The following is a 19,607-nucleotide window of genomic DNA, read 5'->3' as shown; positions in this document are numbered from 1 at the left end:
GCCAATTATGTAATCCCCTTCCCATGCCTCGCAGGTCAAGTGGTGATTGTACAACAGGCAGTTCTCCTGACTCCGGGTCATTGCTCATCCGCGCCTTCCCAAAGCATTGCTCCAGTGACGTTGTTTGCGGGTTTGCTCGCCGTTACAGTGGCGGGACCGTGTTGGTCTTACACCAAACTTCCCTATTAAGCCCCGAGGGGCACCTGTTCCGATTTTATTAAATTTTTAATTATGCAACCCACCACCACGCTGCGCGCGCTTCCCCGCCCTTCTAAGTGCGGACAAAGGGTAAGATATATTTCAAAATAGGGATACCTGCCAGAAGTTTTCTTAAAAGCATCGGAATATGGTAAGTATTTTTCTAATCTGTTATAAGGAGTCACTGACTAAATGACTCCCTTTAAGGTATCGGCATGTGATAAGTGTTTTCCTAATATATTATAAAAATCACTAATCAAAGGCTCGCTGCCATGGGAGCTGTCGGCACAGCCGACTGAGGGGTTATCTTTATTAAACCACGAATATCAATAAATAAACCTCTTATTTACAGTAATACTATATTATAATTTTGTCAATGATTGGTTTTTTAAAAAAAATGATATATTTTATTGCTTTAGAGCTTTATGAGCCAAATAACGGATAAAAATCAAAGTCCTTTTGCACAATATGTCCAACAATAACATCCTGGACCAAGAATTTTACCACATCGATGGCATTGCTTCTTCCCTTCAGATATGAATCGTATAATTGCAACAGTTCAGCCATAAGTTTACGATGCTCTTCCGTGTGTTCCTTATAATGTTCATAATTTAGACGTTTAATTATATCCTTTTCTCTGTTGAAATGCAGCGTTATATGTTTATAAGCATTATTTACTTCTTCATTGATAATCGATTGGACATCAGAGTGTTCATAACTGTCTATTATATTGTTGGCAGCATTTATCATAGCTTGATGGTCTTTATCAATAACAGCATTGCCACTGATGAAAAATGAACCCCATGTTATCCTGATAAACCGTCCATTTTCTATAATATTTAAATGTTCTTCACAGACAATTTTATCCTTGCCTGTCAATTTTGCCAAATAGAGGGAATTATCCAAACGGCGGAACAATTTTTCACCCGTATCCGCGGGATGCCATTTGGCCATTCCAAAACTGCCGGTTATATTCCATTTGTGGTGAAAATTATTTTTCTTCACTGCCAAGCGCATTTTTTCAGCGATTTTCCGTGCTGTTTCTTCATTATCAGACGGCTGCAACAGAGCAATGAATTCCTCACCGCCCCAACGATAAAGCATATCTTTCCTGGGCAGACTGCTTGATAATGCTGCGACAAAATTTCTTAATACTTTATCTCCTTCCATGTGTCCATATTCATCATTAATATTCTTAAAATCATCAATATCAACCATGATCAGCCAAAATTCCTTATTACCGGTTTTTGCTGCCGCTAATTTTCCTTCATAAATCTGACTGAAATATGTTCTGTTATAAATTCCCGTCAGGTTGTCTCTTATTGCCATCTCAAATAATTCATTGTTTTTGTAAATAATTTCTTTTTGCATCTTATAACGGCTGATACATGACTGTATTCTAAGCATAAAGGAATTATACTCCAATGGTTTAGTCATAAAATCATTGGCTCCGAGGCTCAGGCAATGTGGTATTATCTGACCATTATTATAAGCCGTCATCAATATTATAATGGCTTCGCTATCTGTTTTGCGGATATAACTGGTTAATGCCTCGCCATCATACACTGGCATTACTAAATCGATCAAAAACAGGTCATATCTTCTCTTGCTGTTTAAAAATTCAGCCGATTCTTGATAATAATCAACGTTATGGGTACCTGCATTTACAAAAAATTTTCTGATGGTATCAAGTGAAAGTTCACTGTCATCAATGACTGCCACATGGAATTCCTTGAAGAATTCAACTGTTTCTAATTCATTTTTTATTGTCTGCAAATATTGTTCCAGACGATGTTCGGCAAAATTTTCTCTATCGAAATGTGCCATGACGCCAAGTTCAAAATAACGTTTTTTCAAATTGAAATCCTGCTGTGAAGAAATAGTGATGATTGATGGATGAATCATGCCTCTTGTATTCATTATATTTATCAGTTTTTCTACCAATCCTAAAACACATTGGTCTAAGATGACAGCACTGTATTCATCACGCTGCAGAATATAGTCTATTGCTTTATCCGTTATGTTTTCAAGATGGACTTTTATATAGGAAAATCCATTTTTTTCAACTATCTTTCTTATTACCGGAGAAAGGACTTTATCAGTTTCAATATGCAATACCCGCATTGGCTCCACCCCATCCGCATCTATTGTCATTACCTGTCAAATATTATCTTTAAGCCATTTTTGTGCTGCCGTATCCCCGTTGCCAGCAGCTTCTTTCATCCATTTTTCTGCCATTTTCTTGTCTTCACCGATTTTACCCGATGCATATAATGCACCAAGATTGTATTGAGCGGTTATCTCACCAGCTTCAGCAGCTTTTTGGTACCATTTTTGGGCAGTAGCATAGTCTGCTTTTGGCACGCCGTAACCGTTTTCATACATCACTCCGAGGCTGCACTGCCCTTTAGGATCACCTTTTTTCGCAGCTGCTACAAAATACTGCAAAGCTTGCTTATAGTCCTTTTTTATTCCTTCACCATAAAGATACATGCACGCTATCTGGTAATCGGCAACGCCTAATCCCTTTTCCGAAGCTTTTTTATACCATTTAACGGCTTCAGTGTAACTTTGCGGAACGCCTTCCCCATTTTGCTGCATAATTCCCAGTTGATATGCTGAATAAGGATCATTTCGTTCAGCAGCCTGCACAAACCATTCATAGGCTTTTTCCAGATTTTTTTCCACACCGTCACCACTTTTATACATGGCGGCAAGCTCGAATTGTGCCGGAGCATAGCCTTGTTTTGCTGCGGCCGTATACCACGTTGCAGCTTCAGTAAAATTTTTTTCTACACCTAGTCCTTCATCATATAAAGATGCCAGCATACACTGGGCAACGGTATAATTTTGTTTGGCAGCGCGTTCATACCATTTGGCAGCCAGTTTATAATCCTGCTTGATGCCCCGGCCGGTATCATACATTTTGCCTAAATAAAACTCAGCCGGGGCAAAATTCTGTTTAGCTGACAATGCATACCATTTAACAGCTTCCTGTGTATCTTCTGCAACAGAGCAGCCCGTATCATACATTATTCCCAGATTGCATTGTGCAGGGGCATGTCCCTGCAGTGCTGACTGTTCATAATAAAAAAATGCCTTACCTTTATCTTCCGGTACACCATAACCATTATCATACATAAATCCCAAGTTGCATTGTGACAGTGCGTTATTTTTTGCAGCTGCCCGTTCATACCATTTAACTGCTTCAGCGTAATCTTGTGGAATATTATTGTCACTGCTGCCTTCAAAATACAAATCACCAATACGGCATTGTGCTTCTACGTGACCATTTTGAGCAGCTTTTTTATCCCATTCAACCGATAGTCCGGCATTTTTAGGCACTCCCCAGCCATTCGTGTAGAAACCGGCCATGTCATGCTGAGCCAGTGCATAGCCCTGCCGTGCTGCCATTTCACACCAATGAACAGCTTCTTTCGCATCTACTACCACCATCATTCCAGAGTAATATAGAAAGCTTAACTCATACTGGGCAAAAACATCATTATTATCTGCCAACTGTTTTACTTCTTTGATCAAACGCGGCTGTCCATAACCGGGATTTTCTAATATGCAATACCAAAGAGAGCATAGCTTGTCACCTAATTCATGTCCACGACGATAGTATTTTTTCTGCTTTATTTTATCATTATATTTTTTATCAAAATGACCGTTGTAAATTTTCCCCAATATATAAAATGCCTTGGAACAACCTGCTTCTTTCAGTCCGTCTGCCAAAGCAAAAGCTTTCTCATATTCGCAGTGTAAAAACATAGTTTCCATCTGATGTATTTTTGTAGTATCCTGTTCATTATGCATATCCGCCAATGACCATCCTTTCAAATTCATACTGTTCTCATAGTAAGTTTATCACATGTTGTTTCCTAAAATCAGTTGTATATACAGCAATCTGACTACATTATTTGCTTTTTATACTAAAATAATAATCAAGACTGCATTATTCATTATATTATACTTACAATTAAAGTCAATCATTAGCTGATGTAATAAGCTTATTGAAGTCTTTTTATATACAAATGTGCCTTATAAAAGTCTATTATATTGCAGGGAATCTGCCTTGCCGCACAGAATACAATATTGTTCTATAATATCAGGCAATAAGGATATCGGTCAATATGAAACAAATTTACATTCCTAGGTATAATCTCATTTTACAGCACCCATTATTTCATAAACATTATAAACAAATTCTTCTATGGGAAAAAAACCGGCATTTTTGTCACCATGACATTGCCCACTTTCTTGCCGTAGCACGCATTGCTGCGATAATCAACAATAAAGAGCATTACCACATTGATGAAGAAATGATTTATGCCGCAGCACTTTTACACGATATCGGCCGCTGCGTACAATACGAAACTGAGGTTGATCACTCTGCCGCCAGTGTACCCATAGCACGAATCATTCTCATGGATTGCAAATTTTCCGTCAAAGAAACAAGTATTATCAGCAATGCAATAAAAAGTCATCGTGATCCTGCCGTTAAAGCCGAGCAAAATTTGTCCGGTCTCATCTATCGTGCCGATAAAATGAGCCGCAACTGTTTTTGCTGCATGGTTTCTGATCAATGTAACTGGCCGAAAGAAAAGCGGCGCAGTACATTGATCTATTAGTTTTTTTATGCGGCAATTAATTACTGTCTGCCGCATTCCTGACTTCATTTTTTTATTCGACAGCAGAAAGGAACCTATATGGATATAATAACAATAAATGATTTATCGGTTTATGCCTTTCACGGTGTTTTACCGGAGGAAAATAAGCTGGGCCAGAATTTTTTTATAACGGCACAGCTTGTTCTTTCTACCCGCCGGGCAGGTATAAAAGATGATTTATCTGCCACTGTCAATTATGCCGATGTTTGTCATTTTATCAATGACTATACTAAGGCGCATACCGTAAAACTGATCGAAACCGCCGCTGAGCAACTAGCCGAACAAATATTACTAAAATTTCCTTCAATAAAGAAAATTATTCTGTCTATCAGAAAGCCTGGTGCACCAATTGGCTTGCCGTTAAAAGAAGTAGCAGTGACCATCAGCCGTTCTTGGCATGAAGTGTTTATTTCTTTTGGCTCAAATATCGGTGATCGGGCAGCATATATCGATCATGCCGTAAAAGCACTAAAACTTTTTCCCCAGATACGGCTGGAAACCATTTCAGATCTATGTGAATCAACGCCTTACGGTAACGTTCAACAGGCTGATTTTCTCAATGGAGTACTGGGTTTGCAGACTTTATTATCACCATATGAATTACTGGATACATTGCATAAAATCGAGCAGGCCGCCGGACGGAAACGAACGATACACTGGGGGCCGCGTACTTTGGATCTTGATATACTCTTGTATGACAATATCATAATGGATGATGAAAATCTTACGATTCCGCACAGGGATATGCTAAACCGGGATTTTGTGATGATACCGTTGAACCAAATTGCTCCTTACAAGATTCATCCGGTTTCTAATAAAGCCATATGTGAATTATGCAATACTTTTCCCCAAGATGACTTACATATAATAAAGGAGTGAATCTATATGAGTTCCACAACTTTTCTTCCCAGTTACACTGCCGGTATCGATGCCTATGCAAAGATTGACTCCATATGCCTCGCCTATGGCAGAACAGCTGTAGTGATCGGCGGAAAAACCGCTTTGCAAAAGGCAAAAAATGATCTTTCAGATGCGCTGACCGATTCTCAATTGAAAATAATCGGCTTTATTTGGTTTGGCGGTAATGCCACTCATAAAAACATTGATAAACTAATCCGTGATCCATCAGTGTATGATGCTGATATGATATTTGCCGTCGGCGGTGGCCGAGCCGTCGATACAGCCAAGGCCGCTGCCGACAAATTGCACAAACCTGTGTTCACCTTTCCCACAATTGCTTCCAATTGCGCTGCCGTGACATCTTTATGTATACTTTATAATGATGACGGTACTTTCGGTGAGTTTTACTTCGGCCGTCAGCCGGCCATACATGCTTTTATCAACACCAAAATAATTACCGAAGCGCCTTTGATGTACCTGCGGGCAGGTATTGGTGATGCTTTATCTAAGCAGTATGAAGCTGGTTTCAATTCACGCAATGATCAGCTCCATCATGAAAATGAACTGGGAATCCAGATCAGCCGTAATTGCTCGCAATTATTACTAAAATACGGTCTGTCTGCCCTAAAAGCAGCTATGTCTCACACCATATCAGCTGATTTTGAACAAGTTGTTCTTACAATCATCATCAATACCGGTCTGGTATCAGTGTTAGTTGATAATCGTTACAACAGCAGCATGGCTCATGCCGTTTACATTGCCCGCACCCAGCTGCCCGGATGTGAAAAACATATGCATGGTGAAATAGTCGCCTATGGTGTGTTATTTTTATTGACTATGGACGAACAGATCACTGAGCGCAATAAGGTATATGACTTTAATAAACAAGTCGGATTGCCGCTGTGTCTGTCGGATATTACTGTAGATACCGATTATAAAGAAAAATTCACCACATTGATTGGCCAGGATAAATATATTCCTTATGCACCATACCCCATAGATATTGCAAAAATCAGAACATCGATTGATGCTTTAGAAAAATATCATCAATTACAGATTTATTAAAATATATTATAAAAAACAGCCTTCCGTATGGGGGCTGTTTATTATAATATATTTAATTTATTTCAAAAGTCACACTTACTCTGGCTGAAACCTGCAAGTCCTTGGCACTTATAGGTGTAGGTGCCGCCATATCGGCATTCATTGCTTTAAAAGAAACTCCCGCAGCCCGATTTTCCACATAGATATTACTTTCGCTGGCACTTACTACATTGACAATGCTCTTGCCAAGTTCTCCGGCTATTGCCTTGGATTTTTGTTTGGCATCAATCACGGCCGCCTTTAATGCCGAATCTTTATATTTTTGTACATCTTTCAGACTGAATTTCACCGAGTTGACATTACTGGCACCATTTTTTACGGCTGTATCGATTATACTGCCGACATTATTGATATCATTTGTTGTGACAACGACAGTATTTTCAGCCTTATATCCTGTTATCCGCTGTGAGTTATCCTTATCATACACCGGATAGAAATCATATGAAGCTGTTTTAATATCTTTTTGTGTGAATCCTATGCCATATAAGGCATTTTGGATATCAGTCATAACCGCAGCATTTTTGCGTGAAGCATCAGCGGCCGTTGTTCCGGTCGTTTCTATGCCAATTTCAACTGATGCCTGGTCCGGTGTCACATAAAAACTTGATTCTCCCTCGACACTTATCGTCCGTGGTGCAGCCTCCGCACCGGCTATTGATGGACTGACCGCAAAGGGCAGTACGAACAGCATCATCAATAACATCATCTGGATTTTCTTCATATACTCCGTCTCCTTTTCATAAAAATCAAATTGGATTTACACATTAAATCTAAAATAAGTCACATCGCCATCCTGCATGACATAATCCTTACCTTCAAGGCGAACCTGACCTTTTTCCTTAGCTGCATTGGTACTCCCTGCAGCAACTAAATCATTATAATTAACTATTTCGGCACGAATAAAACCACGTTCAATATCAGTGTGAATCTTACCGGCGGCCTGTGGTGCTTTCGTCCCCTTGGTTATTGTCCAGGCCCGACATTCATCAGGTCCTGCCGTCAAAAATGTCAAAAGTCCCAGTAATTTAAAAGCGGCTTTTATTAAACGATTAAGTCCCGATTCCGACAAACCCATTTCTTTAAGAAACTCACCGGCTTCGATATCATCAAGTTCAGCAATTTCCGCTTCCACTTTAGCCGAAATCACGACTACTTCTGCCTTTTCCTGTGCGGCATATTCTTTGACCTTTTGTACATAAGGATTTTTCTGACCAGCCGTACCCGCTTCATCTTCTGCCACATTAGCAATAAACAGCGTTGGTTTGCGTGTCAGCAGATTAAGTTCACCAATCATTATTATTTCATCATCAGAAAGTTTGGCCCGACGAGCCGGCTGTCCGTCAGAAAGAAGTTCATACACTTTTTTGAGCATTATTTCTTCCGTCTTGGCTTCCTTTGCACCGCTTTTTGCGGCCCGGCTGGCTTTTTCAAGACGTTTTTCTACCGTTTCCATATCAGCCAGACACAATTCCGTATTGACTATATCTATGTCGCGCAATGGATCGATAGACCCCTCTACATGAGTTATATTCCCGTCGTTAAAGCAACGCACCACATGCGCCACAGCATCCACCTGACGTATATGCGACAAAAACTTATTGCCCAATCCTTCTCCTTGTGCCGCTCCTTTAACCAGTCCGGCAATATCGACAAAACGAATTGATGCCGGTGTTGTTTTTTTTGAATTATACATTCCATGCAGCACCTGCAATCTTTTGTCAGGGACATCAACGACCCCCACGTTGGGTTCTATAGTGCAAAAAGGATAATTGGCCGCTTCGGCACCTGCCTTTGTTATCGCATTAAATAATGTACTTTTTCCAACATTTGGCAGACCAATAATTCCAACTTCCAAGTTACTCAATATGAATTCTCCTTCATCATAGTATATTTAACTGCTATTAATATATTATTATACATTGCTTCGGCAAAAATTTAAAGTGACCTTTATGGTGATACAGCCGCAGTCTGTACCTGATTTACTGCAATATGGCTGCCGTATTTTGCCGCCCACCACGAAATTCCCCTTATGGCATCAGTATATTTCATTACTGCTGCCGCATCAGGAGATGGTTTATCAGGGAGAAATTTTTCCGGCATATACTCGGATTCATCAGTGCGGCCGATATGACCATCTGTTATTGCAAAGGCATAATTGGCAGCTATTTTATTACCGAGTGTCAGGCTTCTGCCCACAGAATAATAGGTGAATCCTTTTGGCGCTATAAGTTCCATTAAAGTTGGGAATATATCGATCTGGCTGCCGACATCATCCTGAGAAAACAGCTTTTTATTGACACCATCACCAGTCATTATAAATGGTATCACATAACGTTTATACATCGTAGGTGTTTTTTCTATATTATAACGGTCGGCATGGTCACCGACAATCAAAAACAAACTATCGGGATATTTCTGCCGCATTACCGCAATGAAATCACTCATCATCTTATCGGCATACCAAAAATGCCCCAATTCTTTCAACAGTTCATCATCGTTTTGATATTGCGGTTCCAGTGCATTTTTGACCCCTGCCGAATCAAAACCATTGGCTTTTAAATCAACCTCGAATGGAGAATGATTAGATACATTCAGTATAACATTAAAAGAACTGCGCCCATCCGTATCATCAAGAACCAAATTGTAAAGATCTTTGTCATCTGCCCCCCATACGCTTCCCTTGGAAGTTTCTGTAATATCACTGCGGCTATAAAAGTTGTCGAATCCCTGAGCTTTGGTAAACCGGCCGATATTTTCCCAGGAAGATGGTCCGGCATAATAAAATTTTGTTGTATAGCCAAGTTTTTTTAATTGCGGCGCAATAGCTGTAGAGTACGGTTGCTGCATCTTATCTACCATTGTTGTCAAATAAAGATTGGCATCGGCAAATCCTGTCACGACCCCCATAAGAGCATTGACAGTGCTTGAACCATTGGGCAGAAAGGCCTTACAATAAGCTGTATCATTTTCACCGATAACCGATTTCATTCCATCGGCTATATGCAGATTGTCATACTCCGGCAGCAAAGGCCAATTGGCATAGCTTTCTGAAATCAACAGGAAAATATGTCTGGGTTTGGTTATTACAGGTCCCTGCGCTTGTTTAGACAAATAATCATTAAGATTGTCGCTTTGTATATTTTTCCCACTCAAATATCTGGCAAAATCTCTTATATCATCAGCTGTATAACTAAGCCCATTGCTGGCAGCACTGCGCTGTTTTAACCGATAGGCCCTGTATATCGCCTGCCCATCGTCAAGTATTGCCTCATTTAAAAAATCATCTTTTGTAATTGCCGAATTTTCCCAGTCTATCTGTGTCTGCCAACTCCAACTGCCGCTGAATAATGACAAACGTGCAATAAAATACACCAGCAGCAAAAATACTATCCGGCCTTTCCAGCGCAGCGGCAGCCATTTAACCGGCAAATATGCCGTAACATTCCAATCCAAAAATTTTCGCCATAAATAAAACAGCACTATAGTAAGAACCACTGCTCCTAATAAGCGAACCGGCAAATCAAACTGATCCACCATAGTCCAAAACAATGCCACCCAGTCTTCGTGCATACCGGTGAACAGCATTTGATTGAATCCACTGTGATAAGTACGATAAAAGGGAAATCTGGCAACAAAAAGTATTGAAACCGCCATGAGCTGCAGCAGCATGATAATGTTTAAAAACTGTCTGCCCCGGTGATGTGAAAATATATTGCCGATTCCCAAAAACAATAAATCAAAAATCGTCAATACCCCCACTGTCTGCATGCTCATCTGCATTCCCAGGACCAGAGCTTTTTTGATATCGTCAGCATTTATCTGCAGCGACATGTAACTGTGCATATCAGCAATAAATACTATCCGAAAAATTGACAAAATCACCCAAAAGAATAAGTAGCATTTTAATCCGTTGACCCAAAAAATAAAAATGCTGTTCCAAGCATTATCAACACTCAGTCCCAAAAATTTCTTCAGCATATGTACGCGGCCTTTCCTACTGGAATTAATATGTGACATATTAACATATCATTCTATACTAATCAAGATAATGAATTTGTAAAGAATAAACTCCTGACAGATATTTTTTTAATTAATCAGCTAAAATATATCGAAAGAACTCGCTTTATGATAAAATAGAGTTAATATTAATTTTTAGAACTCTGATAGTAAAAAGTTAAACTTGTGGAAAAGGAAGTTATTATTCATGGCCTGGCATAGATATAAAGTAAAAGGCAAACACTATATGACAAAACGTATACGGACTCTCGATATTATAGCGCGTTCTGACGTTATCGCCAAACAAAAAGCAATAATCAAAAAACTTTTACCGCCGTTCATCTGTGAAGAAATTCCTTTTGATCCCCCAAGTGCGATTCTGCTTGAACAGGCATCGGCTGCCGGTCTTACTATCCCTGACGGGGCCAGCAGTGATGATGTGGCATGCCTCATTCAGGGCAAAGACGATATTGCTCCGCCTGCCGGCCTGACTGCTTTTGCTGAAAGATGGGATATATATTTTTCACAGTATATTGGCAATCGTGCTTTATATAACACGATATTCAAAAATCTTTTATCCGAAAACAAAGCGGCTTTTTTTGTTTTCACCGTATACAAATTTTTGTCCGGCGATAAAAAATCCAATCTGGATTCACATCCTTACAAAGATATATTCTATAAATATGCCGCGGCTGCAATTGCTGACAAACGTCTGATGCGTTCAATAAACAATTACAAGGGTGAGCATCTTTGCACATTTGGCACTGTGGAAGGACTGCCCGCCGGTTATAAAGCCGGCGGAGTGAGGACAATTGCTTACAAATCAGCGACTGCTTTTCTCAAAAATCACTTTGATGAAAAGTTCCTGCCGCTTACGGCAAAAGTTATCAATGAATCTTCTCCGGGAAATCCCACTGCTGTGTCATCGGGCAATAGAAATACTGACAAAATCGCGATATCCGATGAAATACATTCTGTCTCCCAAGCCGTCTCCGATCAAAAACCATCTGTGTTTATAATATCGAAAAATGATATTTTTGTTCCTTCAAAGGCTCTGGAATTAAAGAATAAAATTGTAAAAATACCTGATTTGGACAAAAAAGCCGCTGCCGATCTGCCTGTTTACCAGCCCACTCCCACAACAAAAAAACCACTGCGGGAATTACAATATACAAATACCAGCGGGAAAAAATCTTTGGGTAAAACCGGCTGTCTTAGTATAATGGTGTTCCTGATTATTATTCTTGTTGTCGTTTTTTCTTTTTTTCTATAATGATTTAAGATATGAATGAGGTACCCTATATGAAAAAATATATTATGTTTGCAATCTTTTCTTTATTGGCTTTATTTATTACCAGCATCGGCCCGGTGTATGCTCAAGCGGCTGATGCCGAAACTAATTGGTCCTGGATAACATCAGATGACCGATATGGGAAATTTTATGCTCCGGAAAGAGTCCGTGTCGTCGCAAGACAAAACGGCGTACCGACCTGTATTGAGGCATGGATCAAAACTGCTTATACAGGTGCCGGTGCCGCTGAAACGGTTCCGTCCATGGGGCTTAGCAAGGAAATCCCCAACAGTAGTGATCTAAACTACAGTCTGGCTCTTATACGAATAAACCCTCAGGGACGTACTCTTGAATATTTGGAAGAAATATTCTATAACAAAAACGGTACCGTTTTAGCATCACATTGGTATGATAAACCTCGTTTGAAAGAAATCAATTCCCAATCATTCGATGAGAATTTTTATGATGCTATCGTCGATCAGGTTTTCAATCAAGGTGAAACCGCCAGAACTAAAGCCGCTGACCGCTGGATTACACTTTGGCGCAAGGTTGATGCAACAGCTGCCACATCGGCAACGGCTGATACCACGACTATACGAAAAACCGGCAACGATGTTTTTGTTTGGATATGGCAGGAAAACCGCAATGACAGCGGTGGTTCAATTATTGATATAAAATTTTATAAAAAAGTTTTTAATCTATCTTCTTACAGCTATAAAATTACTTCTTATTCCGAATGGACTCCGGCTGACGGCTGGAAATCCAATAATGCTTCTTTATCCGGGAATTATATGTCAATAATACCGGACAGTAAGGAAGATATGGAATTTCGTATGCTGAAGCAATATACGGACAATCAGCCCAATTGGGTGGATCGCTATCAGATCGGTACTGCTTCGCAATCTGCCGCTTCAGTTTCAAACAATGCAAATGCACTATAAGTTTTCTACATTCACACTATACCACAAAAAGGCTGCCACTCAGATGACATTGACTTCATACAAATACGTGTGCACTATTGTGTATGCCGTTTTAAGGCATACACAATAGTGGTACATTGCATATTTATGGATGAAAATGTCTATGCGTGACAGCCTTTTTTATTTTTATATTCCCAATGCTTTTTTAGCTAATCTATCCACAAGTTCATTACCTTTTACTCCAGTATGTCCGGTAACCTTTTTAAAACTGACCCATTTACGGCGGCTGGACATAAAAGCTGCATATTGCTGTGTTCCAGGCATGTTGGCTTTCCATCGGCCTTCAGCCCACTCCGATATCCCGATGTAATCATGGTAAATAACTATTTTCCCAATATTGTTTTTTTCAGCCCAGCTTACTGCCTGCATGGCAGCCTCTATCTCACCGGCCACATTATTCATCTGGGCATTTTCCGCCGATCGTCCGACACCGCTGTCACTATGTATGAGTTCGGCATTATAAAATACCGCTATCGCCCAGCTATATCTGCCTGCTGCATAGGATCCATCAACATAGATACAATAACAGTCTGCATTATTATTCGATTGCCCGTCAGACACATCACCTAAGTAATCCTCAGCTTCCTGCAGCGTGACAAACCCTTTATAAAGAGCTCCGGTAAAATGGTCTATCTGTTCTTTACATTGATGCCATGTTTTATATATACCATTTCTACGGCCATTTTTAACAGCATAAAAATTTTTCTTTGCAGCCAAGTTATTCTCCTTTTACTGTCAGCTTTTTATACTATTCATGCCAATAAGGTCTTGCCGGTCAGTCTCTGTGCACTTTTATTCACTTCATATAACACTTTTTCTTCATCAATGGTAATAAGCCGTCCTTTGTCCAAAAGTAATTTCCCATTTACCAAAACGGTATCGACCATCCCGGCATTAGCCGAATATACTAGTAGTGATACTGCATCATAACAAGGTGTCCATTGTGTTCCCTGCATAGAGATAAGTGTTATATCAGCCTTCATTCCTGTCTGCAGTTTACCGGTGTTGTTAAGACCCACTGCCGCAGCGCCATAGCTTGTTCCCATCTGCAGCGCAGTAAATGCCGGGACGACAAGCGGATCAAGAACAGCCGCTTTGTGAATAAGTGCTGCCAGATTTATCTCTTCCAGCATATCAAGATTGTTATTGCTGGATGCGCCATCCGTTCCCAATCCGACACAAACACCGGCTTTTAATAATTTATCGACCGGTGCTATGCCGCTGGCCAGTTTAAGATTACTGCCGGGATTATGGGCAACACGCACATGATGCTTTTTCATTATGGCTATATCTTCGTCATTTACATGAACACAGTGTGCTGCCAGAACACCACAATCCAAAAGGCCGACCGATTCCATCAAAGCCATCGGTGTCTTTTTGTATTGCTTTATACAGTCATTGACCTCACCAATAGTTTCCGCCAGGTGGATATGAATTTCCGCTTTATACCGCTGCGCCTTATCAATGACTTTTTCAAGAAAATCCGGCGGACAGGTATATGGCGCATGTGGTCCGAACATCACGCTTATCCTGCCATCAGCCGCACCGTTATAATTTTCAAACAAAGTGCAATTATCCTGCAGAGCTGTCATGCCATTAGGTGCCGTACCAATCATGCCGCGTGATAATACTGCCCTTATACCGGTAGTTTCGACTGCTTCAGCTACTTTTTCCATGTCACCGTACATATCAGCAAATGTAGTCGTTCCTGTTTTAATCATCTCCGCTATGCCCAGCATGGCACCCCAATAAATGTCATCTTTATTCATTTTGGCTTCCACCGGCCAGATTTTGTTATTCAGCCAATCCATCAGCTTCATGTCATCAGCATAACTTCTAAGCAAAGTCATCGATACATGGGTATGTGCATTGACAAAACCGGGAATGGCCAGCTTGCCCTGTCCTTCTATTATGCTGTCGGCAACGAAATTAGGTGGCACATCCCCCACAGATGAAATGACGTCATTCTTTATCGCTATAGCTATTTTTTTTATCGTACCATCAGGTAAAACTGTCAAAATATTCTTTATTAATGTATTCATTACTGCCTTACAACCCCCTTATGATAATATCCGGTCTCAGGCTTTATGCAGATAATCGTGTTGTTCCTGAGTGAGTTTATCAATATCCGTATTAAGTGAAGCAAGCTTTATATTGGCAAGTTTTATATTGATTTCATTAGGCATCAGATATACTTTATTTTCCATATTCTGATGGTTTTTCAAAATATACAGTGCCGAGAAAAACTGTACGCCAAAGGATAAATCCATTATTTCAGCAGGATGTCCGTCTCCGGCCGCTAAGTTTACTAAACGTCCTTCTGCCAAAAGATACAATTTCCTGCCATCTTTTTGTTTATATTCTTCGATATTTTTACGTACAGGCCGCTTTGAAACTGCCCCTTGCATTAAATCAATTTTATTTATTTCCACATCGAAATGACCAGAATTGGCCAGCACCGCCCCATTTTTCATGACGGCAAAATGCTCTTTACGTATTACGTCTTTGCAGCCGGTCAAAGTAAGGAATATATCGCCGATTTTTGCAGCTTCCTGCATCGGCATCACCCGGAAACCGTCAAATACAGCTTCAATTGCTTTTATCGGATCTACCTCGGTAATTATAACTTTAGCGCCAAGTCCCTTAGCTCGCATTGCTGCCCCTTTGCCACACCAGCCATAACCAGCTATTACCACATTTTTACCGGCTATTACCAGATTAGTCGTACGCATAATGCCATCCCATGTCGATTGGCCTGTTCCATAACGATTGTCAAATAAGTATTTGCAATAGGCATCATTAGCCGCGACCATTGGAAAATTGAGCTTGCCGGCATCAGCCAGAGCATGCAGACGGATCACGCCTGTAGTGGTTTCTTCACTGCCGCCGATGATTTTTTTAGCCAGTTCCTTACGGTCACCGTGCAGATGAGCAACTAAATCGCCACCATCGTCAATAATCATATCCGGCTGTGTATCGAGCGCCTTATTAATAAACATATCATATTCAGTCTCGGTGCAATCGTGCCAAGCTAATACCGTAGCGCCTTCTTCTGCTAAGGCTGCTGCCACATCATCCTGCGTTGACAGTGGATTGCTGCCGGTCACTGTAAGTTCAGCCCCGGCATGCATCAATACAATTCCCAGATAAGCCGTCTTTGCTTCCAAGTGCATTGTTATGACCATTTTTTTACCGGCGAACGGCTTGGTTTTTGAATATTCTGCATCGATATGGTTCAGTACCGGCATAAAATTCTTTACCCATTCAATTTTGTCATGTCCTGATGGTGCCAGTTTAATATCGCGAATCATTGATTCCATTAAAAATGCCCCCTGTATATAATAAATCATTAATTTATACTGCATTGCTATCAATCTGTAAAAGTATATGAGTGTTTCAAAATAAAACAAATTTTAACAGTTTCTGACGATTACAGGCCAATTTAATTATCGGCTGACAGCTTGTCCAACAATTTTTTATTTGTTCGTCCTACCTTCAGCGGAGTTATAGAAACGAACCCATTTTGCACAGCCCATACATCACTGCCGGCCAGATTGCCCTCATCATTTGGTGTGCCATTCATAAAATAGCAGATATCACCATCTGCATCTATTTCCCTGCCATATTCATTATGGTATTTGCGGTAACCTTGTTTAGTATAATAAAAAACATTAAAAGGATCTTGTATTTTTTTAGGAAAATTAACATTATACATATATGGTCTTTCCTGTTTAAATTCAGGTAATTTTTTCTTGAATATTGCTGCGGCCTCAGCAAAGCTTAACTGCGAACCGACTACACGTGACACAGCTATTGACAATATCCCATGTAAATGCCCCTCCATAGCCGCGCCGACCGTTCCTGAATACAATATGTCAGTACCCAGGTTTCCGCCGTCATTTATGCCGGATAATACAATATCCGGCAGGTCATGCTCATAAAGGACTTCAATCGCCAGCTTAGTACAGTCTGTCGGTGTGCCAAATACCCTGAAAGCTTCGACCGGCAGGCCAATATCAGCTTTCTTTACCTTTATCTTCCTATGCGCCGATATAGCCTGCGACATTCCACTTTGCTGGGCAGCCGGTGCTACAACACGCACATCATAATCATCACTTAATACCTTGGCCATGGTAAGGATCCCCGGTGCATTTATACCATCATCATTCACTAATAAAATTTTTTTCACAATATCACCTCAATCCTATCAATTTATGAGTCTGTCCGATTATCCGCACATCACATAATTTTTCCAAAGCCTTTTCCTGCCATATCAACAGTTTTTTCGGTGACGGTGCCGTATATCCATCGCAAGGCGTTACCGGCTGCAGTATAAGCAAAATTTTTTTGTCAACTCTGCCCAATAAATCTATTGCCGCAGCAAAATCATTATCTGCCGTTTCCTTTGCCACCACAATTTTGACATAGACATCCTTTTGTCTGGCTATGTACAAAAATTTTTCATGCTGTGCCCACAAATCAACACCAACAGCATCCGGGAGTTTAAAATCCATACTGACAATATCAATATTGTCAATTACTTTCGTCAATTGTTCAGATAAAGTACCATTTGTTTCTAAAAATAAAGGTACTGCGGTTTGTTCCGCCAATGCGTTGATAAAGTCCGGATATAACAATGGCTCTCCACCTGTCAGACTGATCGAATGATGTTTTTTTTGCAGTCTTTTTTTAATATACGGCAAAATCGTCCTGAGTTCAACAGGATTAGCCAGACAATCAGCATCTTCCAAATTGCATTTATTAACAGCCAGCATATCTTCTGTATCACAGTAGCCGCAATCTAAATTGCAGCCGACAAATCTGATGAATAACTGACGGCAGCCGATATACTTACCCTCACCCTGCACCGAAGAAAATACTTCACTTATAGGTATCTTCATTTTGCCATTTCCCCGTAATAGGTTGCTGCTGATTTTTCTGTTTCCCATACCTTGACAAATTTTACCCGGCACTTATCCTTAATCATTTCATTTATCGCTAAACTATGATATATATAAGCCGATATATTTTCCGCTGATGGATTCACCGCAGCAAAAGGTTCCAGTTCATTTAAATAATGGTGGTCAAGGCAGTCTATTACCTCTCTTAATGCTTTTTTTAGTTTTTTAAAGTCAACCAGCATTCCGAGTTTATCCAACTTATTCCCATATACAACGACTTCTACTATCCAGTTATGACCGTGCAGATTATCACATTTCCCCGGATAACCCACAATGCGATGGGCTGCGCCAAAACTATCTCTAATTGATAATTCAAACATTTTTTACCTCCTCACAACCTCGCTATTTAAAATTATAACATATAATTAAAATATTTTACTAAAATACGCAATATTTATTGATTATACCGGTACAGCAAAAAGACTGCCGCATGTGAGCATTTTCGCTCATAAATATACAATCTTCCATTCTCCTTATCCTTCTTTAGAAGAACGAGAACCGCATAGCGGTGGTAGGCTGCATTTTTATGAGGTCAATGCCGTTCGTGCGACAGTCCCCTTTATTAAAAATCCACAATTACTATTATTCAGTCAATAAGTCCTGCACAGCTTCTTTTTCCGGATATGATATCTGTGTTCCCTTTTTCATTACACTCAGTGCAGAAAAAGCACTGGCTTCCCGCATTGATTTTAGTACGTCATGATTTTTTACATAGCAACTGGCAAAGCATCCGATAAAAGCATCACCAGCACCGGAAGTATCTACTGCATCTACTTTAAACGCTTTCAGGCATTGTATTTTTCCCTCTGTAACCCACATGGAACCTCTGGCACCCATCGTAACAATGACATTTTTTATACCTTTTTCTATTAATGTCAGTGCCGCCTTTTTTATATTTTCTTCTGTATTTGTGGGCATTCCTGTAATAATGGAAAGCTCTGTTTCATTAGGAACAAAAAAATCACATTTACAAATTTTTTTTATATCCAGCCCGGCATTTCCCGGAGCAGGATTTAGCAGAACCGGAATATTATTTTTACTGCCAAATTCGATTGCATGGTATACCGTTTCTAAATTGATTTCCAATTGCAATATCAAAATGCTGCATTTTTTTAAACTTTCTGCAGCCTTATCAATATCAGCCGGTAATAAACATTTATTGGCTCCCTTAATTATTAAAATTCTGTTTTGTCCCGACGCATCGACAAATATCGGTGCAACTCCGCTCGAAACATTATTAACTCGCTCAGCATACGTAGTATCTATATTATATTTCTTTAAGTTATTAATTGTATTATCAGCAAATATATCATTACCAACCTTTGTCAGCATCATAACATTACTGCCATATTTTGCTGCTGCCACAGCTTGGTTGGCACCTTTCCCCCCACATCCCAGAGAAAATTCCGGTGCTTCCAGGGTTTCTCCATCTGCCGGCATTCTGTCAATATAAGATATCAGGTCGACCATATTGGAACCAATTACTGCTATTTTCAAAATACTG

At 40.0% G+C, this 19,607-nt stretch carries 17 protein-coding genes and 1 riboswitch; of the genes, 5 read left to right on the top strand and 12 right to left on the bottom strand.

Annotated elements, in window-relative coordinates:
- Positions 1-39: 39 nt before the first annotated feature.
- Positions 40-222, bottom strand: a riboswitch (cobalamin riboswitch).
- A 399-nt stretch (positions 223-621) separates the two neighbouring features.
- Together I6751_RS07955 and I6751_RS07950 are read right to left on the bottom strand one after the other, a co-directional pair.
- Positions 622-2,322, bottom strand: a complete 1,701-nt coding sequence (locus tag I6751_RS07955) for a diguanylate cyclase (protein WP_196599066.1) — start codon at positions 2,320-2,322, stop codon at positions 622-624.
- A gap of 36 nt (positions 2,323-2,358) precedes the next feature.
- Entirely contained in the window at positions 2,359-4,047 is a 1,689-nt protein-coding gene (locus tag I6751_RS07950; protein ID WP_196591169.1) for a tetratricopeptide repeat protein, read from the bottom strand.
- A gap of 287 nt (positions 4,048-4,334) precedes the next feature.
- Here I6751_RS07950 and I6751_RS07945 point away from each other — a divergent pair, with 287 nt between their 5' ends.
- From I6751_RS07945 to I6751_RS07935, 3 genes are all read left to right on the top strand, one after another.
- Positions 4,335-4,832, top strand: a complete 498-nt coding sequence (locus I6751_RS07945; RefSeq protein WP_196591168.1) for an HD domain-containing protein — start codon at positions 4,335-4,337, stop codon at positions 4,830-4,832.
- Between the two features lie 78 nt (positions 4,833-4,910).
- The gene (gene folK, locus I6751_RS07940; protein ID WP_196591167.1) at positions 4,911-5,750 is read left to right on the top strand and encodes a 2-amino-4-hydroxy-6-hydroxymethyldihydropteridine diphosphokinase; all 840 of its coding nucleotides are present in this window, start codon (positions 4,911-4,913) and stop codon (positions 5,748-5,750) included.
- A gap of 6 nt (positions 5,751-5,756) precedes the next feature.
- Entirely contained in the window at positions 5,757-6,836 is a 1,080-nt protein-coding gene (locus I6751_RS07935) for an iron-containing alcohol dehydrogenase family protein (protein WP_196591166.1), read from the top strand.
- Between the two features lie 52 nt (positions 6,837-6,888).
- Here the strand turns inward: I6751_RS07935 and I6751_RS07930 are convergent, their stop codons facing one another.
- The 3 genes from I6751_RS07930 to I6751_RS07920 all read right to left on the bottom strand — a co-directional run bounded on the left by I6751_RS07930 (position 6,889) and on the right by I6751_RS07920 (position 10,853).
- On the bottom strand, positions 6,889-7,596 hold the full coding sequence (locus I6751_RS07930) for an SIMPL domain-containing protein (protein WP_196591165.1): 708 nt from the start codon (positions 7,594-7,596) through the stop codon (positions 6,889-6,891).
- 36 nt (positions 7,597-7,632) lie between these two features.
- Positions 7,633-8,739: a redox-regulated ATPase YchF gene (gene ychF / locus I6751_RS07925; protein WP_196591164.1), complete on the bottom strand. Its 1,107-nt coding sequence runs from the start codon at positions 8,737-8,739 to the stop codon at positions 7,633-7,635.
- A gap of 83 nt (positions 8,740-8,822) precedes the next feature.
- Positions 8,823-10,853, bottom strand: a complete 2,031-nt coding sequence (locus I6751_RS07920) for an LTA synthase family protein (protein WP_196591163.1) — start codon at positions 10,851-10,853, stop codon at positions 8,823-8,825.
- A 265-nt stretch (positions 10,854-11,118) separates the two neighbouring features.
- Here I6751_RS07920 and I6751_RS07915 point away from each other — a divergent pair, with 265 nt between their 5' ends.
- Entirely contained in the window at positions 11,119-12,144 is a 1,026-nt protein-coding gene (locus tag I6751_RS07915; RefSeq protein ID WP_196599065.1) for a hypothetical protein, read from the top strand.
- Positions 12,145-12,173: 29 nt separating this feature from the next.
- The gene (locus I6751_RS07910) at positions 12,174-13,103 is read left to right on the top strand and encodes a hypothetical protein (RefSeq protein ID WP_196591161.1); all 930 of its coding nucleotides are present in this window, start codon (positions 12,174-12,176) and stop codon (positions 13,101-13,103) included.
- A gap of 165 nt (positions 13,104-13,268) precedes the next feature.
- Here the strand turns inward: I6751_RS07910 and I6751_RS07905 are convergent, their stop codons facing one another.
- From I6751_RS07905 to rbsK, 7 genes are all read right to left on the bottom strand, one after another.
- Positions 13,269-13,859, bottom strand: coding sequence for a ribonuclease H1 domain-containing protein (locus tag I6751_RS07905; RefSeq protein ID WP_196591160.1), 591 nt, complete (start codon positions 13,857-13,859; stop codon positions 13,269-13,271).
- 35 nt (positions 13,860-13,894) lie between these two features.
- Complete coding sequence (locus I6751_RS07900) at positions 13,895-15,184, bottom strand: amidohydrolase (RefSeq protein WP_196591159.1); 1,290 nt, start codon at positions 15,182-15,184, stop codon at positions 13,895-13,897.
- Positions 15,185-15,220: 36 nt separating this feature from the next.
- On the bottom strand, positions 15,221-16,462 hold the full coding sequence (locus tag I6751_RS07895) for an adenosylhomocysteinase (protein WP_182188208.1): 1,242 nt from the start codon (positions 16,460-16,462) through the stop codon (positions 15,221-15,223).
- Between the two features lie 122 nt (positions 16,463-16,584).
- Entirely contained in the window at positions 16,585-17,331 is a 747-nt protein-coding gene (gene surE, locus I6751_RS07890; RefSeq protein ID WP_182188207.1) for a 5'/3'-nucleotidase SurE, read from the bottom strand.
- A 4-nt stretch (positions 17,332-17,335) separates the two neighbouring features.
- The gene (locus I6751_RS07885) at positions 17,336-18,043 is read right to left on the bottom strand and encodes a 7-carboxy-7-deazaguanine synthase QueE (RefSeq protein ID WP_196591158.1); all 708 of its coding nucleotides are present in this window, start codon (positions 18,041-18,043) and stop codon (positions 17,336-17,338) included.
- On the bottom strand, positions 18,040-18,423 hold the full coding sequence (gene queD, locus I6751_RS07880) for a 6-carboxytetrahydropterin synthase QueD (RefSeq protein ID WP_182188205.1): 384 nt from the start codon (positions 18,421-18,423) through the stop codon (positions 18,040-18,042). The genes I6751_RS07885 and queD overlap by 4 nt, the downstream gene beginning before the upstream one ends.
- Before the next feature lie 262 nt (positions 18,424-18,685).
- Positions 18,686-19,600, bottom strand: a complete 915-nt coding sequence (gene rbsK, locus I6751_RS07875) for a ribokinase (RefSeq protein ID WP_196591157.1) — start codon at positions 19,598-19,600, stop codon at positions 18,686-18,688.
- Between the last annotated feature and the right edge of the window lie 7 nt (positions 19,601-19,607).

This window comes from Pectinatus frisingensis (assembly GCF_015732285.1).
Classification (GTDB): domain Bacteria; phylum Bacillota; class Negativicutes; order Selenomonadales; family Selenomonadaceae; genus Pectinatus; species Pectinatus frisingensis.
The sequence above is the reverse complement of the archived record's forward strand: the minus strand, read 5'-3'. Positions and strand labels throughout refer to the sequence as shown.

What these genes read in the sequence shown, in the direction of transcription:
- I6751_RS07950 (WP_196591169.1), bottom strand. Translation starts at nt 4,047, where the DNA reads ATGAATTTGAAAGGATGGTCATTGGCGGATATGCATAATGAACAGGAT.
- folK (WP_196591167.1), top strand. Translation starts at nt 4,911, where the DNA reads ATGGATATAATAACAATAAATGATTTATCGGTTTATGCCTTTCACGGT.
- I6751_RS07935 (WP_196591166.1), top strand. Translation starts at nt 5,757, where the DNA reads ATGAGTTCCACAACTTTTCTTCCCAGTTACACTGCCGGTATCGATGCC.
- I6751_RS07915 (WP_196599065.1), top strand. Translation starts at nt 11,119, where the DNA reads ATGACAAAACGTATACGGACTCTCGATATTATAGCGCGTTCTGACGTT.
- I6751_RS07900 (WP_196591159.1), bottom strand. Translation starts at nt 15,184, where the DNA reads ATGAATACATTAATAAAGAATATTTTGACAGTTTTACCTGATGGTACG.
- I6751_RS07930 (WP_196591165.1), bottom strand. Translation starts at nt 7,596, where the DNA reads ATGAAGAAAATCCAGATGATGTTATTGATGATGCTGTTCGTACTGCCC.
- queD (WP_182188205.1), bottom strand. Translation starts at nt 18,423, where the DNA reads ATGTTTGAATTATCAATTAGAGATAGTTTTGGCGCAGCCCATCGCATT.
- I6751_RS07910 (WP_196591161.1), top strand. Translation starts at nt 12,174, where the DNA reads ATGAAAAAATATATTATGTTTGCAATCTTTTCTTTATTGGCTTTATTT.
- I6751_RS07920 (WP_196591163.1), bottom strand. Translation starts at nt 10,853, where the DNA reads ATGCTGAAGAAATTTTTGGGACTGAGTGTTGATAATGCTTGGAACAGC.
- I6751_RS07885 (WP_196591158.1), bottom strand. Translation starts at nt 18,043, where the DNA reads ATGAAGATACCTATAAGTGAAGTATTTTCTTCGGTGCAGGGTGAGGGT.
- I6751_RS07945 (WP_196591168.1), top strand. Translation starts at nt 4,335, where the DNA reads ATGAAACAAATTTACATTCCTAGGTATAATCTCATTTTACAGCACCCA.
- I6751_RS07895 (WP_182188208.1), bottom strand. Translation starts at nt 16,462, where the DNA reads ATGGAATCAATGATTCGCGATATTAAACTGGCACCATCAGGACATGAC.
- I6751_RS07955 (WP_196599066.1), bottom strand. Translation starts at nt 2,322, where the DNA reads ATGCGGGTATTGCATATTGAAACTGATAAAGTCCTTTCTCCGGTAATA.